At 61.5% G+C, this 17,171-nt stretch carries 18 protein-coding genes; 4 read left to right on the forward strand and 14 right to left on the reverse strand.

The annotated features are described in order from the left end of the window. Positions 1-19: 19 nt before the first annotated feature. Positions 20-199: a hypothetical protein gene (locus tag AAHE99_RS01690; RefSeq protein WP_342113729.1), complete on the reverse strand. Its 180-nt coding sequence runs from the start codon at positions 197-199 to the stop codon at positions 20-22. A gap of 48 nt (positions 200-247) precedes the next feature. After that, positions 248-2,101: a hypothetical protein gene (locus tag AAHE99_RS01695; RefSeq protein WP_342113731.1), complete on the reverse strand. Its 1,854-nt coding sequence runs from the start codon at positions 2,099-2,101 to the stop codon at positions 248-250. Between the two features lie 164 nt (positions 2,102-2,265). Here AAHE99_RS01695 and AAHE99_RS01700 point away from each other — a divergent pair, with 164 nt between their 5' ends. Genes AAHE99_RS01700 through panC form a run of 4 tightly spaced genes read left to right on the forward strand, consistent with a single transcriptional unit; the run spans position 2,266 to position 5,325 of the window. After that, positions 2,266-3,273, forward strand: a complete 1,008-nt coding sequence (locus AAHE99_RS01700; protein WP_342113732.1) for a porin — start codon at positions 2,266-2,268, stop codon at positions 3,271-3,273. Between the two features lie 50 nt (positions 3,274-3,323). Continuing rightward, positions 3,324-3,533, forward strand: a complete 210-nt coding sequence (locus tag AAHE99_RS01705) for a DUF3460 family protein (protein WP_342113734.1) — start codon at positions 3,324-3,326, stop codon at positions 3,531-3,533. Between the two features lie 20 nt (positions 3,534-3,553). Next, entirely contained in the window at positions 3,554-4,471 is a 918-nt protein-coding gene (locus AAHE99_RS01710; protein WP_342113736.1) for a segregation and condensation protein A, read from the forward strand. Between the two features lie 14 nt (positions 4,472-4,485). Next, positions 4,486-5,325, forward strand: a complete 840-nt coding sequence (panC, locus tag AAHE99_RS01715; protein WP_342113738.1) for a pantoate--beta-alanine ligase — start codon at positions 4,486-4,488, stop codon at positions 5,323-5,325. A gap of 123 nt (positions 5,326-5,448) precedes the next feature. Here panC and AAHE99_RS01720 read toward each other — a convergent pair whose 3' ends face one another. From AAHE99_RS01720 to motA, 12 genes are all read right to left on the reverse strand, one after another. Next, positions 5,449-6,660 (reverse strand): EAL and HDOD domain-containing protein, encoded by a 1,212-nt coding sequence (locus tag AAHE99_RS01720; RefSeq protein WP_342113740.1) that lies wholly within the window; start codon positions 6,658-6,660, stop codon positions 5,449-5,451. 67 nt (positions 6,661-6,727) lie between these two features. Continuing rightward, complete coding sequence (cheY, locus tag AAHE99_RS01725; RefSeq protein ID WP_028104141.1) at positions 6,728-7,117, reverse strand: chemotaxis response regulator CheY; 390 nt, start codon at positions 7,115-7,117, stop codon at positions 6,728-6,730. A gap of 112 nt (positions 7,118-7,229) precedes the next feature. After that, entirely contained in the window at positions 7,230-8,309 is a 1,080-nt protein-coding gene (locus AAHE99_RS01730) for a protein-glutamate methylesterase/protein-glutamine glutaminase (protein WP_342113749.1), read from the reverse strand. Positions 8,310-8,326: 17 nt separating this feature from the next. Further along, a complete protein-coding gene (gene cheD, locus AAHE99_RS01735; protein WP_342113751.1) occupies positions 8,327-8,926 on the reverse strand; it encodes a chemoreceptor glutamine deamidase CheD in 600 nt (199 codons plus the stop codon). 10 nt (positions 8,927-8,936) lie between these two features. Continuing rightward, positions 8,937-9,809: a CheR family methyltransferase gene (locus AAHE99_RS01740; protein WP_342113753.1), complete on the reverse strand. Its 873-nt coding sequence runs from the start codon at positions 9,807-9,809 to the stop codon at positions 8,937-8,939. Between the two features lie 27 nt (positions 9,810-9,836). Further along, positions 9,837-11,540, reverse strand: coding sequence for a methyl-accepting chemotaxis protein (locus tag AAHE99_RS01745; protein WP_342113755.1), 1,704 nt, complete (start codon positions 11,538-11,540; stop codon positions 9,837-9,839). 69 nt (positions 11,541-11,609) lie between these two features. Further along, complete coding sequence (locus tag AAHE99_RS01750) at positions 11,610-12,089, reverse strand: chemotaxis protein CheW (protein WP_342113757.1); 480 nt, start codon at positions 12,087-12,089, stop codon at positions 11,610-11,612. Beyond that, a complete protein-coding gene (cheA, locus tag AAHE99_RS01755) occupies positions 12,086-14,329 on the reverse strand; it encodes a chemotaxis protein CheA (RefSeq protein ID WP_342113758.1) in 2,244 nt (747 codons plus the stop codon). The genes AAHE99_RS01750 and cheA overlap by 4 nt, the downstream gene beginning before the upstream one ends. 14 nt (positions 14,330-14,343) lie before the next feature. Next, positions 14,344-14,709 (reverse strand): response regulator, encoded by a 366-nt coding sequence (locus AAHE99_RS01760; RefSeq protein ID WP_028104148.1) that lies wholly within the window; start codon positions 14,707-14,709, stop codon positions 14,344-14,346. 34 nt (positions 14,710-14,743) lie between these two features. Next, positions 14,744-15,292, reverse strand: coding sequence for a chemotaxis protein (locus tag AAHE99_RS01765; RefSeq protein ID WP_342113762.1), 549 nt, complete (start codon positions 15,290-15,292; stop codon positions 14,744-14,746). Positions 15,293-15,303: 11 nt separating this feature from the next. After that, entirely contained in the window at positions 15,304-16,242 is a 939-nt protein-coding gene (motB, locus tag AAHE99_RS01770) for a flagellar motor protein MotB (RefSeq protein ID WP_342113764.1), read from the reverse strand. Between the two features lie 18 nt (positions 16,243-16,260). Beyond that, complete coding sequence (gene motA, locus AAHE99_RS01775; RefSeq protein ID WP_342113766.1) at positions 16,261-17,121, reverse strand: flagellar motor stator protein MotA; 861 nt, start codon at positions 17,119-17,121, stop codon at positions 16,261-16,263. Positions 17,122-17,171 lie beyond the last annotated feature (50 nt).

The raw sequence follows: 17,171 nt of genomic DNA on the forward strand, positions 1-17,171 counted from the left end.
ATTTTCGCTGGCGACCCGGTCAGCCGCGCTTGGCCTTCTGCTTGGCGCCGCCGCCAGCGCCCTCGTCTTTACCCGCCTTGGTGCGGGATTGTTCGTTCTTGGTATTGCGCTTGGCGGTGTTCTTATTGCCGGTCTGGTCGGACTCGACGTTTTGCACCGACTGGCGGTTCTGGTTGCCTTGCTGTTTGCTCTGAGCCATGGCGGCCTCCTTTACTGGAAATGAGCCGCCACTGTGCCGCGCGCACCGTTACGGGTCTGTGCGCTGGGGAACGCCAAACCGCAACGTCAGTTTTTGCGGCGGCTGCACAATCCGGATAAAAGGCTGCGGATCACCGTCCAGCAATACCGGCTCGATCCGGGCGGCTGGCTCCACGGACAGGCCATCCACATAATGGTATTTCAAGGTAACCGCCTCCCCCGCCACCCCATCGAGCTCGATCCGGTTGAAGCCGCGCCCTGCGACGCGACCCTGGCCGGCAGCGAAGTAGCTGTGCGGCTGGCGCACTTCAAAGACCGTCACGGGGCCCTGAGCCGCCACCTGCGCCAGCCCCGGGTGCCGGGCCAGATAGGCCTTGCTGCTTGCCGAATGGGCAACAACCCAGCCGATGTTGTACAGCGCCATGCGCTTGGTGAACTCATCCGCAGGGAAATTGGCGATCGGTTGCCCAAACAGGGTGCCATCCCAGAAACCTGCATGATGCATCAGCACGTACGGGCCGCCGATGAATTCACGCTGCGTTTCATAAGCCAACGGACCGGCGATATGGCTGCCATCGTGGATGCGCCCGAGCGAGGTTTCGAACAGCACGCGCGCCTCGGGCGTCGTGTTGCGCTTGAGCCAGTCCGCCAGCCAGACCGTCGTTTCGCCCGCTCCGCGCACCTCCGGAGCGCTGCGGCCATGGTGAGGCGTGGGAGCGCGCGATACTTCGTTCGCAAGCTCTTTGGCAAGGAACATCCCCCCCGCCAACAGCAGCACGCTCATGCCGAGCGAACCCAGACGCATAGCGCCTGCCCCGCGCAGCCCCCGCACAATATTGCCAACGCCAATCGCTGCCGGAATGACCAGGAACAAGTAAGCTGCCGCCGACTGGCGGTTCGGCTGCAAGTTACCCAGCAAGGGAATAGCGCCGCCGAGTGCGGCAAAGACAGCCAGCGCCACCCCAGCCACCACCATGCCCAAAGCAAAACGGCGCAGCCTCGGCGGAGTGGACGGCAGCAGCGCCCAGGGCGCCAGCAGCAACAAGAGTGGATTCAGCCGTGCCCCGCGCGCCGGCTCCGCAATTTGGCCAAGCGCCTCCAGCCACAGCATATTGATGTCGACCAGGTTCTGGAACGTCGGATGACTGCCACCCGACCCGCCCGTGTATTTCAGGGATGGCAGGAGCCAGAAAATATTGAGCAGGACGCAAACCGGCGGCACCAGCAGCGCCACGGCCAGCAAGGATTTCACCCGCACTTCGCGCCAGTCGAGCAGCACCAGCGCCGGCACGGCAAACAGCACGGGCAGTGGAAACAGTGGATGCAAAAGCATGCCCAGCCCGCCAAATGCGCCCAATGCCAACAAACGCGACAGCTGCGGCGCTTCGGTCGCGCTGCGCCAGGCCAGGACGATATAAGGCAATACCGCATAACAGGCCAATACGAAGGACACCATCCCTGCCGTGTGGTACCAGTGCATGGACGAAATCCACCACAACAGGATGCCCAGCACCATGGCTGCGGCCACGGTCACCGATTCGGCCCGCAGCTGCCACAAGGCCAGCAGGAGGAAACCTGGCGCCAGCAGCGCCGCCAGGAAAACATACTGCTTGTAGGCCGTCGCAATTTCACCGGTCATTACCGCCAGCAAGGCCGGGATTTTGGCGCTCAGGTTGAAATTGACGCCACCAATATGGCCGGCCGCAAACCAGGGATCGTAGCCCACCAGGGCATGGCTGGCCCACAATTCGCGCGCCACGATCGCCTGGTACTGGTGGAAGGGAGAGTCAATGTTGTTGAGCGCGGCAGGGGTGAACAGCTCGGTGACCGGGAAAGCGTATGCTAGCAAGAGTGCATGCAACAGCCAGATCCCCAGCCCGATCATCAGCGTACGCCTGTTCATTCCGCAGGATCCCCTTGTCAATTTAATTAGATTTCAAGCATTGTAACGCGGCGCTTGCGTGGTCAACTACCCACGGAACAGGAAGATTTCCTTGTCGCAGGGTTAGGCCCCGGTGACAATGACTTCCAGCACGAAGCCTAAACAACAATATTGAGAAGGTACTCATGAAAAAGCTGCTCCCTGCGCTCGTCCTTACCCTCCCCTTCGCCGCCTCGGCGCAAACCCAGGTTTCCATTTACGGCGTGCTCGACGCCTTTGCCGGCCGCAATGCGACGGCTAGCGCGCCAGTCGCCGTCACCGCCCTGAACAGCGGCGGCATGATTACCTCCTACTACGGCTTTTCCGGAACGGAAGCGCTGGGCGGCGGGTTGAAGGCGCAATTCCAGCTCGAAGGCTTCTTCCGCGGCGATACCGGCGATGCCGGCCGCTTCCCTGGCGAAGCCATGTTCGCCCGTAACGCCAACGTCGGCCTGGCCGGCGAATTCGGCATGGTGCGCCTGGGCCGTATCGGCAACCCGCTGTTCATCGCAGCCGGCCAGATCAACCCGTTCGGCCCCTCCACCCGCTTCTCGCCGCTGATCAACCAGGTCTTCACGGCAGCGGGCGGCAACGGCACACTGGGCGATACCGGCTGGAGCAATTCGATCCAGTACGCCTCCAACCCGATCAACGACACCACTTTTATCGCCCACTATTCGCTGGGCGAGCAGCCGGGCGCCCACAACAATAACTGGGCGGCGGTGGCGAAGTACGTCGGCAAGGAGCTGGCCGTCACGCTCGGCGCACAGAACGCGCGCTTCGGCCCTGGCATTAGCGCCGCCGCACCGTCCCAGCGCACGTATATGGCCGCTGTTTCCTATGATTTGAAGTCGGTCAAGCTGTTCGCTTCCTACACCGACCACGAAACCAAGGTCAGCCTGCGCGATGGCCACTCGGTGCAAGCCGGTTTCACCGTGCCCTCGCAAGGCGGCGCGGGACGCTGGATGGTGGCCTGGTCGCGCATGACCGAAGACGCCAAAAACGTGCCGGAATTCCACCGCGATACCGGTTCGGCCGGCTACGACTACAACCTGTCACCGCGCACCGACGTCTACGCCGTCGTGATGTATGACAAGATTAGCAACGCAAGCAAGGGAAATACCTATATTGCAGGCATTCGCCATCGTTTCTGACGAGAAAAGGCGTTAAAATGTCCGTTGCTGAACCCAGTTACTTTCACGATATGAAATTCCTTAAGCAGAATCACAAGTACGAGTCCGACCACACCTTGTTCATCAAGGAACTGAAGGCGAAGAACCCAGAAATCGAAGCGGGCCAGCAAACCGGCCGCTCCCTCCTGTGGGATAAGCCAGTGACTTCGCTGGACGACCAGGCCCGTAACAAGGCTTCGACCGTCAAGCAACAGGCTTACGTGTACCAGAACAAGGTATAAAAGCCGGGACGGCACACAGCATGTCGCCAAAAGACGCGGTGGACGAACAGGCCGAACAGGCTGATCTGTCAGTCGCCGCGGATTTGCCGCCTGATGCAGGCGGAACAAACAGCGGCGCGGACGACGCGCCACCCGAAGCGGGCGCCACGCCAGACGACGGCGCCGCTTTTGCACGCCTGTACGGCGAGCCGGTGCTGAAGCTGCCGAACGACCTCTACATCCCGCCCGACGCGCTGGAAGTTTTCCTCGAAGCATTCGAGGGCCCGCTTGACCTGCTGCTGTACCTGATCCGCAAGCAGAACTTCAACATCCTCGACATCCCGATGGCCCAGGTGACGCTGCAATACCTGAGCTACGTCGAAGAAATCCGCAAGACCAACCTGGAGCTGGCGGCAGAATACCTGCTGATGGCGGCCATGCTGATCGAAATCAAGTCGCGCATGCTGCTGCCGCAGCGCCAGCACGACCTCGAAGTCGAAGCGGAAGACCCGCGTGCCGAACTGGTGCGGCGCCTGCTGGAGTATGAACAGATCAAGCTGGCAGCTTACGAGCTGAACACTGTGCCCCAGGTCGGCCGCGATTTCGTGCGGACGCAGATCTTCATCGAGCAAAGCCTGGTGCCAAACTGGCCGGAAGTCGAAGTGGTGGACTTGCAGGAGGCCTGGCGCACGCTGATGAAGCGCGCCACGCTCAAGCAGCACCACAAGATCACGCGCGAAGAGCTGTCGGTGCGCGAGCATATGACCACCATCCTGCGCAAGCTGCAATCGAGCCGCTTCATTGAGTTCACCGAGTTGTTCAACCCGGAATCCCCACCGCCGGTGGTGGTGGTGAACTTTGTCGCGATGCTGGAGCTGGCCAAGGAAACCCTGATTGAAATTACCCAGGCGGAACCGTTCGCACCGATCTACGTGCGTCTCGCGTATTCGCCCGCTTAACACCCCAAAAAACTATGAAAATCATCTCCAATATCGAAGAACTGCGCGACCAGCTCAGCGGCCAGTTGCGCACCGCATTCGTGCCAACCATGGGCAACCTGCACGAAGGCCACCTGTCGCTAATGCGCCTGGCGCGCAAGCATGGCGACCCGGTAGTGGCGTCCATCTTCGTGAACCGCCTGCAGTTTGGCCCGAACGAGGACTTCGACAAATATCCGCGCACCTTCCAGGCCGACGTGGAGAAGCTGGAGAAGGAAGGCGTGTACGTGCTGTTCGCGCCGACCGAGAAGGATATGTATCCGGAACCGCAAGAGTACCGCGTGCAGCCGCCGGATGGCCTGGGCAATACGCTGGAGGGCGAGTTCCGTCCGGGCTTCTTTGGCGGCGTGTGCACCGTGGTGACCAAGCTGTTCTCGTGCGTGCAGCCGAAGGTGGCGGTGTTTGGCAAGAAGGATTACCAGCAGCTGATGATCGTGCGGAATATGGCGCGCCAGCTGGGGATGCCGACCGAAATTATCGCGGCGGAGACTTACCGTGCGGATGACGGCCTGGCGCTGTCCTCGCGCAATATGTACCTGTCGGCCGACGAACGCGCGGAGGCGCCGGCGCTGTACCGCGCCTTGAACCAGGTTGCTGATGAAGTACGCTCCGGCCATCTGGATGTGTTCCAGCTCGAGCACAAGGCGATGGATGAACTAGCCGCGCGCGGCTGGAAGCCGGATTACATCTCGATCCGCAAGCGCAACGACCTGCAACCGCCGAATGCCGGCGACCTCGCGCAAGGTGAAAAACTGGTGGTACTGGCAGCCGCCAAGCTGGGCACCACCCGCCTGATCGACAACCTCGAAATCTAATACGGCTCAGCCCGTGTCCCACCCTGGGGTCACACCCCAAGTGGGACACGGACTCGTGCGGAAAATGGACGAGCCCGTGTCTCACTTGGGGTGTGACCCCAAGGTGGGACACGGGCTCGGCTGTTAGGTGGTGACGCTCTGGGTCCAGGCCAGCGCGGAGAGATGTGCTTTGTTGACGTCTTCCGGCGTCAGCGACAAGGTGCCGGCCAGGCTGCTGACCAGGTTCGAATTCAATTCGCAGGCTTCGGCCAGCGCGAGGTACGGGCCGTACTTGCCGCCGCGCGTCAGCAACGCCTTCACCACTTCCTCATTCAGCTGGATAGTCTCCAGCACTTCCTTCATCGGAATGCCCAGCAGGCGGTCCAGCAGCGAAAACATGCCGGCCACGAAGATGTTCTCCGCATCAGCCTTGCCCAGCGCCTTGGTACCCAGCAGTTCGGCCAGGCGGCCGCGCACCACGGCGGTTTCCAGCAGCACCGGCGAGAAGCCGGAGGTCGAGGCGGTGGCCAGCAGCAGCGTCAGCCAGCGATACATCGGCTGGTACCCCAGCAACTGGATCGCCTGCTTGAGCGACTGCACTTCGCGCCCCACGCCGAAGCCGGCGGAATTGATGTAACGCAGCAGCTTGTACGACAGCGCCGCATCGCGCTTCAGCACATTCTCAATCTGCACCACATCGGCATTCGCATTCACCATCTGCATCAGCTGCAAAATGATGGTCTGGGAAGGATTCAATCCCTGCCCCTCGGAGCCGGGACGCGGCGTCAGGTGCAGCTTGCCGACAAAGGCATCCAGCCCCAGCGCCGCGCAGGCATCGAAATCGGCCCAGGTGGTGACCGGACGGCCCACCATGCGGATATTCGACGTCTTCAGCAGCGAATAGGCGCGCGCCTGCGCCGCTACATCGGCGCCGGTAAAGCGCACTTCAACATAGGAACAGATGGTGCCCAATCGGCTGCCCACACGCGCCAGGTCGGCGTCGCGCAGCAGGATGCCTACCCCGCCTGCCCGCAGCGCCTGCACGGCAGCCAGCGTGGTCGGGTTGGCCAGTTCGGAAGTTTTGATCGACAGCACCGTGTGCTCCGGCGGCATGTCGAACAGGGAATCGGTGGACAGCATGCCCGGCACCGACTGCAAGAACAGGGTCTTTGCCTTGAGCATCCAGCCATGGTCAGGATGGTTGACTTGGCCCGCCACAAAACCGACCAGGTCTTCCAGTTCAGCTTGCGTTGGTACGTGGCTTGCAGTGTCCTGCTGCCATGTCAGTTCGTAGCCGACCACGCTCTGCTCGGGATCGAGCAAGGGTTCACGAACCAGGAAATGTGTTTGATGCATACGTGGTCTTATGCGTAGCGCGGGCCGTCCGCCTCAGCGGCCGGCCCGGCAGGATAAATCGCCAGAATCAAGCGCCGAGTTTCTCGAAGATCTTGTTCAGCTTCTCATCCAGGGTGGCGGCAGTGAACGGCTTCACCACGTAGCCGTTGGCGCCTGCTTGCGCAGCCGCGATGATGTTTTCCTTTTTCGCCTCGGCGGTCACCATCAATACCGGCAGCTTGGCCAGCGCGGGGTCGGCGCGGATGTTCTGCAGCATGGTCAGGCCATCCATATTCGGCATATTCCAGTCGGACACCACGAAGTCGAATTGCTCCGCGCGCAGTTTGGCCAGCGCCATGACGCCGTCTTCTGCTTCGTCCACGTTGGCATAACCCAGTTCCTTCAAGAGATTTCGCACGATGCGACGCATCGTCGAGAAATCGTCAACAACCAAAAATTTCATCTTTGGATCAGCCATGAATTGCTCCGTTGTTTCTACTTACGCGGTTATTAATTAAAGTGGTGTACCCAGCAAGTTGTAGGATAGCATTTTCGTTGCTCCAAAGCGAACAAACTACCCCAAAACCGTATCAAACGCGCAATGCGCGCGAGCCATGCTGGGCCAGATAACCCAGAACCATGCCCGGCAGCGCCTGCAATGCCCCGACTTCGTGCGTAGCGCCGACGGCAATCGCCTCGCGCGGCATGCCGAAGACCACGCAGCTGGCTTCGTCCTGCGCGAAATTATACGCCCCGGCGTTCTTCATCTCCAGCATACCGGCAGCACCATCTTTACCCATGCCGGTCAGGATAACGCCAACCGCGTTTTTACCGGCGTTTTGCGCGGCGGAACGGAACAGCACATCGACCGACGGGCGGTGGCGGTTGACCGGTTCGCCCTGGTCCAGTTTGGTCATATAGTTGGCGCCGGAACGGGTCAGCGTCAGGTGCGAATGGCCTGGGGCGATGTAAGCGTGGCCCGGCAGTACGCGCTCATTGCCCTGCGATTCGATCACGGCGATCTTGCACAGCGAGTCAAGGCGCTTGGCGAAGGACTTGGTGAAGCCCTCCGGCATATGCTGGGTGATCAGGATGCCCGGGCAGTCCGACGGCATCTGCATCAGGAATTCGCGGATGGCTTCCGTGCCACCGGTCGAGGCGCCCACGATAATCAGTTTTTCCGAAGACATCAGCGGATTCCGTAATTGCGGCAGGGCGACACTGCCCTCCCCGGCCGCGCCGGCGGCTGGCAAGGTGCGCGCCCGCACCTTGGCTTTCGACGCCGCACGGATCTTGTCGGCGATCAGGTCGGTGTACTCGCGCATACCGGTCTGGATCGAAATCTTGGGCTTGGTCACGAAATCGACCGCGCCCAGCTCCAGCGCGCGCAGCGTGATTTCGGAGCCGCGCTCGGTCAGCGAGGACACCATCACCACCGGCATCGGGCGCAGGCGCATCAGGCGCTCGAGGAAGTCGAGGCCATCCATTTTGGGCATCTCGACGTCCAGCGTCAGCACGTCGGGATTGGTTTGCTTGATCAGTTCGCGCGCCACCAGCGGGTCGGGCGCCACGCCCACCACTTCCATATCGGGCTGGCTTTTGATGATTTCGGTCATTACGCTGCGGATCAGCGCCGAATCGTCGCAAATCAGGACTTTGATCTTGTTCATTTTTAATACCTAGTTTCTTAGAACAGCTCGACCTCGCCCGCCACCGGTTTCGACTTGAGGCGGTTGGCGTATTCGTTTTCACGTTGCGCCAGGGTGTCGTTATGGGTTTGCATCAGTTTTTTCACGAGCACCTTGCCGGTGCGCGGGAAGAAATACACCTTCCTCGGATAAATGTCGTTGAGGTCCTCGGCCACGATGCGGATCTTCTCGTTCTTCAGGAAGGTCTGTACGAAGGCGGCGTTACGCTCGCCCACGTTGATGGCGGTGAAGCCCTTCAGCACCGCGCCGCCGCCGAACACCTTGGCTTCCAGGTTTTCGCGCCGCGCGCCGGCTTTCAGCAGATCGTTGATCAGCACCTCCATGGCGTAGGTGCCGTAGCGGGCGGAGGCCGACACCGGGCTGCCGGTATCCGCGCCGCCGTCCGGCAGCATGAAGTGGTTCATACCGCCCACCCCCGTCACGCGGTCGCGGATACAGGCCGAGACGCAGGAACCCAGCACGGTGACAATCAGCATTTCCTTGTGGGTGTAGTAGTACTCGCCCGGCAGGATCTTGGCCGCGTCGCAGTCGAACGTCCTGTCGTAATAGACGTTGGTGGCGAAATGTTCTTTGTCCATGTCATGCTCACTATCGTTGTGCTGCTGCGTGGCCCGGCGCGAGCTTGCGCTCGTCCAGCTCATAAACGGTCTTGCCACGCAACTTCAAAGCGTCCGACACGTAAAGGAAGTTTTCGGAATGCCCGGCGAACAGCAAGGCGTCCGGTTTCATCAGGGGCACGAAGCGCTTCAGGATCTTGCGCTGCGTCTCCTTGTCGAAATAGATCATCACGTTGCGGCAGAAGATGATGTCAAAGCCGGGGCGGATGTCCCATTTCTCGTCCAGCAGGTTGATTTGCCGGTAGGTGATCAGCTGGCGCAGCTCCTGGCGCACGCGCGCCATGCCTTCGTTGGCGCCGCGCCCCTTCATGAAGAAGCGGCGCTGCTGCTCGGGCGTCAGCTTTTCAATCCTCTCCATCGGATAGACGCCGTTGGCGGCCGTGGCCAGCACATTGGTGTCGATGTCGGTAGCCAGGATGTGCACCGGCGGCGTCAGCGTGTTGAACGCTTCGCAGCAAGTGATCGCGATCGAATACGGCTCCTCGCCAGTGGAGCTGGCGGAACACCAGATATTGATCGGCTCCCCGCGTTTGGCCTTGATATGCTCGGCCAGCAGCGGGAAGTGGTGCGATTCGCGGAAGAACGACGTCAGGTTGGTGGTCAGCGCATTGGTGAACGCTTCCCACTCGCCGTTGCCCAGGCGCCCGCCTTCCAGGTCATCCAGGTAGCGTACGAAGGTCGTGATGCCGGTGGCGCGCAAGCGTCGCGCCAGGCGGCTGTACACCATTTCCTGCTTACTGTCGGCCAGCGCAATGCCGGCCCGCTTGTAAATCATCGCGCGGACCCGTTCAAAATCCTTGCCGTTGAAATCAAACTCTTTCACGGTCTCTCTGGTCAGCGCCATATTGTTTGGCCTCCGCGGTGGACTACATTAAAACTCTTCCCAGTCGTCGCCGGATGGCGCCGCTGCAGCCAGCTTCTTCGGCGGCTTGGGTTCACTTGCTGCGGCAGGCACCACGGCCGTGCGGCGTGCCGGCGCGGCCGGCTTGGCCTTGCGCGGCGCCGGTGCTGCGCGCTTGGCGAATTCGTCGCCCGCCAGCTTGAAGATCGATACGGCTTCGGCCAGGTTGTTGGCCTGGTCCTGCATCGATTCGGCGGCGGCGGCGGCTTCTTCCACCAGGGCGGCGTTCTGCTGCGTCATTTCATCCATCTGGCCGATGGCGGCATTCACTTCTTCAATGCCGTGGCTCTGCTCCAGGGTGGCGGCGGTGATTTCGCCCATGATGTCGGCCACCTGCTTGATCGAGGTCACGATCAGGCCCATGGTCTGGCCGGCTTCGTCCACCAGGCGGCCGCCGGTATCGACCTTGGTCACCGAGTCGTCGATCAGGTGCTTGATTTCCTTGGCTGCTGCGGCGGAGCGCTGCGCCAGGTTGCGCACTTCCGATGCCACCACCGCGAAGCCGCGGCCCTGTTCGCCGGCGCGCGCCGCTTCCACCGCGGCGTTCAGCGCCAGGATATTGGTCTGGAAGGCGATGCCGTCGATCACACCGATGATATCCACGATCTTGCTGGACGATTCCTTGATCGAGCCCATGGTGTCGACCACCTGCGACACCACCTGGCCGCCTTTCTCCGCCACCGAGGAAGCGGATACCGCCAGCTGGTTGGCCTGGCGTGCGTTGTCGGCGTTCTGCTTCACGGTGGAAGTCAGGTTTTCCATCGACGACGCGGTTTCCTCCAGCGAGGAAGCCTGCGATTCGGTGCGGGCCGACAGGTCGGCGTTACCGGTCGCGATTTCCTGCGAGGCGGTGGTGATGGTATCGGTTGCGATACGCACCTGGCCGACAGTCTTGACCAGGCTGTCATTCATGTCTTTCAGCGCTTGCAGCAGCTCGGAGGTTTCGTCCTTGCCTTCCACCGAAACGTTGGAATCGAGCTGGCCGGCGGCCACGCGCTGGGCCACGCCTACCGCGCCGGACAGCGGGCCGGTGATGGAACGGGTGATCACCAGGGCGCATACCACGCCGACGGCGACTGCCACCGCTGCCAGCACCACCATCCACATGGTCAGGCTGCGGTCGCCCTTGTTGGAAGCTTCCTTGAACTGGGTGGTGGCCGCCTGCTGCAGGTCCACCAGCTTGTTCAGCGCGGCCAGGGCCTGCTGGTTCAGCGGGTCGATGCGGCCGGCGATCACCTTGGCGGCGCCTTCGGCGTTGAAGGCCATGATCTGGCCCATGGCTTCCTTGAAGGCGGCGTCGACGTCGTTTTGCAGGCTGGCGATATCGCTCAGCGTCTTTTTCTCGACATCGTTCAGGCCCAGGCCCTGCAGCTTGGTGCGCGCCGCGTCATAGCGGGCGCGGTTGGCCTTGACCTTCTCTTCTTCCTTCTGCATCAGGCTGACGTCCGACTGCAGGCCGATATTACGCATCGCGATGCCGGTTTCCAGCATGGCGCTCTTCATGGACTGCGCCTGGAATTCCTTGGCGTCGGCCAGTTCCAGGCCGGTCATCAGGGCCGACTTGTTGCGGTAGTTAAGGACATTGGTCAGCAGGACAGTGGCGACCAGGATCAGCAGGATCGCGCCAAACCCGAAACCAAGCCGGGTGCCTATCTTGAATTCTCGCACGTTCATTTTATTGTCTCTCTCTCGTATCCTGTGTATCTAGTTTTTATACGGGGCGCGGGGCGCCCCGGTTGCGGATCAAGCCGCGAGCTTCTCGCTCAGGCCCATTTCAGGGCTGGACATCAAGCGGCCGATGTCCACCAGGATCAGCATACGCTCATCGATGGTGCCCAGGCCGATCATGTATTCGGAACTGAAGGCGGTGCCCATGTCCGGCGCCGGCTTGATCTGGTCCGGCGTCAGCGAAGTCACGTCCGACACCGCATCCACCACCATGCCGACCACGCGGCCGTTGATGTTCAGGATGATCACCACGGTGAACTGGTCGTACACCGGCTCGCCCAGCTTGAACTTGATGCGCATATCCACCACCGGGATGATGATGCCGCGCAGATTGATCACGCCTTTGATGAACTCCGGCGCGTTGGCGATGCGGGTCACCGCTTCGTAGCCGCGGATTTCCTGCACCTTCAGGATGTCGATGCCGTATTCTTCGGCACCCAGCTTGAACGCCAGGTATTCCTGGGAAGCTGCACCTGCGTTTTCTGCTTCGCTCATGGTTCTTCCTTCACTAAGTTTGATTCATCTACCAGCTGGCGCGAGGAGCGCACCAGTGCGGTCACGTCCAGGATCAGCGATACGCCGCCGTCGCCCAGGATCGTGGCGCCGGAAATGCCGGTCACCTTGCGGTAATTCGATTCCAGGTTCTTGACCACCACCTGCTGCTGGCCAACCAGTTCGTCCACGAACAGGCAGGCTTTCTTGCCTTCGGTTTCCACAATCACCAGGATGCCCTGGCACGGGTCGGTGAAGCGCGGTTCGATATCGAAAATCTGGTACAGCGGCACCAGCGGCAGGTATTCGCCGCGCACCTTGATCACCCGGCCCTTACCGCTGATTTCCTTCACATCTTCCGGCGCCGGCTGCAGCGACTCCAGCACGAAGCCCAGCGGCAGGATATACACTTCCTCGCCGGTCTGGATCAGCATGCCGTCCAGGATGGCCAGCGTCAGCGGCAGCGAAATCGACATGGTGGTGCCGAAGCCCTTGGCGGAACGGATATCGACCGTGCCGCCCATGGCGGTGATGTTGCGCTTGACCACATCCATGCCGACGCCGCGGCCGGAGACGTCGGTCACCTGGTCCGCCGTCGAAAAGCCCGGCGCGAAAATCAGCTGCCAGACATCGGCATCGCTCATATTGTCGGTCACCGGCAGGCCGCTCTGGCGGGCTTTCGCCAAAATCTTATCCCGGTTCAAGCCGCCGCCATCATCGGAGACTTCGATGATGATGCTGCCGCCCTGGTGCGAGGCGGACAGGAACAGGCGCCCGGTTTCGCCCTTGCCTGCGGCACGGCGCGCCTCCGGCATTTCGATGCCATGGTCGATCGAGTTGCGCACCAGGTGGGTCAGCGGGTCGACGATGCGTTCGATCAGGCCCTTGTCCAGCTCCGTGGCGGCGCCGCTGGTGACGAATTCGACTTTCTTGCCAAGCTTGGCGGCCAGGTCGCGCACCATGCGCGGGAAGCGCGAGAACACGAAGTCCATCGGCATCATGCGGATCGACATCACCGATTCCTGCAGGTCGCGCGTGTTGCGGGTGAGCTGGGAAATACCGCTCAACAGCTTTTCATGCAGTACCGGATCGATATTGCTGGCGCGCTGCTCGATCATCGCTTGCGTGATCACCAGCTCGCCCACCAGGTTGATCAGCTGGTCGACCTTTTCCACCGACACGCGGATCGACGACGACTCGGCGCCGGCTGGCGCGTGGGCCTGCTTCTCGGCTTCCTTGCGGGCGGCTTTCTTTTCCTGTTCTTCGGACGGTTTGGGCGCTTCCGGCGGGGCATCCTTGATGCCGGCCTTGGCGCGGATCACGTCCAGCGGCTCGAAGAAACCGTAGCCGCGCGCATCGTCGCTGGCGCCGGCTGCATTGGCGCGGATCTCGTCCAGCGGCTGGAAGAAGCCATAGCCTTCGCCGTCGCCCGCCGGTGCGGGCGCAGCGGACGGCGCGGCTGCGGCGCCACCACCTGCAGGCAACGGGTCGAAGAAGCCGTAGCCCATCTCCGTTTCCTTGCGCTGGCGCTCGGCATTCTCGCGCGCGGCCTGGGTCGGGCTCAGGGCCGGCAGTTCGCTCACCTGCATCTGGTCGGCGTCGATCACGAAAGAGCAGATCGCCACGATATCGTCCAGCGATTCGTGGGTGGTGACGATCATGGCGTGGCGCTCGGCGTCCAGCGGCATCAGTTCCACATGGCCCATCAGGCCCAGTTCGGCCGCCAGCGCTTCCACTTCCCGGTGCACCATCGGCGGCAGCTCCAGGCGATAGCGCTTGCCGCCGCTGTGGTCGACCGCCTGCACTTCCGGCGTGCTGAAGCCTGACGCCACCGGCGCCATCGCTTCAATATGCACGTCCTGCGCCAGCTCCTGCAGCATCATGCGCACATCGCCCACGGCTTCCAGGTCGACGGCGCTGCCCAGGCGATGGCCGTCCAGCTGCATCTTCAGGATGTCCTTGGCCGCCAGGAAGGCGTCCACGTGCGTGGACGTCAGCGCCATTTCGCCCTTGCGAATACGGTCCAGCAGCGTTTCCAGCACGTGCGTGATCTCGCTCATGTCGGTCACGCCGAACGTGGACGCGCCGCCCTTCACCGAGTGCGCGGTGCGGAAAATCGCGTTCAAGTCTTCCTCACTGGGCGACTCTACATCGACGCCCAGCAGCAGACGCTCCATTTCAGCCAGCAGTTCTTCCGCTTCGTCGAAGAAGACCTGGTAGAACTGGCTAATATCGATGGTCATGCCATACCCCTTAATTAGCCAATGACCTTCTTCACTACCTCAATCAGACGTTGCGGGTCGAAAGGCTTGACCAGCCAGCCGTTGGCGCCGGCAGCGCGGCCCTTGGCTTTCATCTCATCGGACGATTCCGTGGTCAGCATCAGGATCGGGACCTTGGCATAGGCCGGCTGTTCGCGCAGCAGCTTGATCAGCTGCAGGCCGTCCATGCGCGGCATGTTCTGGTCGGTCAGCACCAGGTCCACGGTTTGCAGCTTGGCCTTTTCCAGACCGTCCTGTCCGTCGACCGCTTCCACCACCTGGTAACCCGCGGCCTTCAGGCTGAATGCCACCATCTGGCGCAGCGAGCTGGAGTCGTCGACTGCAAGAATTGTTTTAGCCATCTTTTTATCTCACTAAGTAAAATTTTTATCGTATTCAGAACAGTTCGATGTCGCCGCTTTCCAGGTGCTTCTGGCTGACCGCCTTGCGCAGTACGCTACGCAGCTCCAGGCTCTGGATCGCCAGCGCCATGCTGACCTTGCTGAGCAGGTCGACAATTTCGTCGCTACCGGATTCCGGCACCACTTCGGCGCCGTGGGCACCCAGCGTCCCCAGGAATTCGCGCAAGCCGGTCACGCGCTTCAGCGTGCGGTCGATCAGCTGGCTGGTCATGTCCTGGAACTGCATGCTGGTGATGGCGGCATTCACATAGCCGCTCACCTGCTCGTTCATCTCTTTCAGTCTTGCCTTGTCCTCATCGGATGGCTCGCCGCCCTGCAGCAGCAGCTCGATGGTGGCTTGCTGCGCGCTGACCGCCTCATGGATGGCCATGAAGTTGCGGGTCAGCTTGTCGATCGCTTCTTCCAGCAGCAGATTGGTCTGCAGCAGGTCGGTCTCGACTTCCGTCAGGTGGCGGCGGCCGTGGTCCGAGACGCCGGACAGCAGCCGTTTCACGTGGGAGCCAAGGATTTTCTTTCTTGTCATAACTGTCTCTATTATTTCTTCCCTGCCGGGGCCGGGGCGGCCGCAGCGGGCGGCGCTTCGGCTTCAGCACCGACTTGCACTTGCTTGCCGCCGTCGCGCAGCACGTTTTCTTCCGTCTTCTTATTCATCACGATAATGCTGATGCGGCGATTGATCGGGTTGAACGGATCTTGCCGGTCCAGGTGGGCGGCGCCGGCCAGGCCCACCACGCGCAGCATCTTGTTATCGGCCAGGCCGCCATGCACCAGGGCGCGGCGCGAAGCGTTGGCGCGGTCGGCCGACAGCTCCCAGTTACTGTACCCCGTTTCAGTGAAATACGGGGTGGAGTCGGTATGGCCCGACAGGCCGATCTTGTTCGGTACATCGTTCAGGGCCGGCGCGATGGCTTCCAGGATTTCCCGCGCATAGGGCTGCAGGTCGGCCTTGCCGGCGCTGAACATCGGGCGGTTCTGCAAGTCCACGATCTGGATGCGCAAGCCTTCGCTGGTAAAGTCCAGCAACAGCTGTTCCTTGAATTTTTTCAGCTCGGCGCTGGTGTCGATGGTCATTTCGATACGCTGGCGCAGCTGCTGCAGGCGGTTGCGCTCCTCCGCCTCGAGCGCCTTCTTGGCCGCATCCAGGTTGAAGGTTTTCTGCTGCTGCGGATCGTCCGCCATCTTGACCTGGCCGGTCTTGCGCGACAGGTCGGAACCGCCGCCCTGGATCACGGACGAACTGTCGCCGCTGCCCGAGCCGCCCTGCATCGCCACCTTGAGCGGCGTCTTGAAATATTCGGAAATGCCGTTCAGGTCGCCTTTGGTGGTCGAACCAAGCAGCCACATCAACAGGAAGAAGGCCATCATGGCCGTCACGAAGTCGGCGTAAGCGATCTTCCAGGCGCCGCCATGATGGCCGCCCCCGCCCTTTTTGATCTTCTTGACGACAATGGGCCGCAGGCCTTCTTCAGCCATGGCAGGTCCTCGCTTCCATTACTTCGACTTCGATTTCTTGATATGGTCTTCCAGCTCGGCGAAGCTTGGGCGCTCGGTCGAATACAGAACCTTGCGGCCGAACTCCACCGCCAGCGCCGGCGCATAGCCGTTCAGGCTGGCCAGCAGCGTCACCTTCACGCACTGGAACATCTTGGTCGACTCTTCCAGCTTCTGCTCCAGCAGGCTGGCCAGCGGGCCGACGAAACCGTATGCCAGCAAAATACCGAGGAAGGTACCGACCAGCGCTTTCGCAATCAGGATGCCCAGCTCGGATGGCGGGATACCCACCGATTCCATGGTGTGCACCACGCCCATCACCGCTGCCACGATACCGAAGGCCGGCAAGCCATCGCCCAGTTTGGCGATGCAATGGGCCGGCACATGGCCTTCCTGGTGGTGGGTTTCGATCTCGTTGTCCATCAGGTTCTCGATCTGGAAGGCATCCATATTGCCCGACACCATCAAGCGCAGGTAGTCGGTCATGAACTCGACGATATGGTGGTCTTCCAGCACGGCCGGGTACTTGCTGAACAGCGGGCTTTCTTCCGGTTTGTCGATATCGCCTTCGATCGACATCAGGCCTTCCTTGCGCACCTTGGACAGCACATCGAACAGGAGCGACATCAGCTCCATGTACAGGTCCTTGGTATAACGCGAGCCCTTGAACAGGCCAGGAATCGAACCCAGCGTCGCCTTGATCGCCTTGCCGTTATTACCGACGAAGAAAGCGCCAACCGCCGCCCCGCCGATCATCAGCAGTTCGAGGGGCTGGAACAGGGATGCCAGGTGGCCGCCATTCAGCGCGAAACCGCCAAAGACGGACGCGACGACAATGATGTAACCGACGATGACTAACAAGCGCGCAAACTCCCCGAAAGCTAGTTAAAAGCAATAATATTCCACAGTGG

The organism is Pseudoduganella sp. OTU4001 (genome assembly GCF_038440195.1).
Lineage (GTDB): Bacteria > Pseudomonadota > Gammaproteobacteria > Burkholderiales > Burkholderiaceae_D > Rugamonas.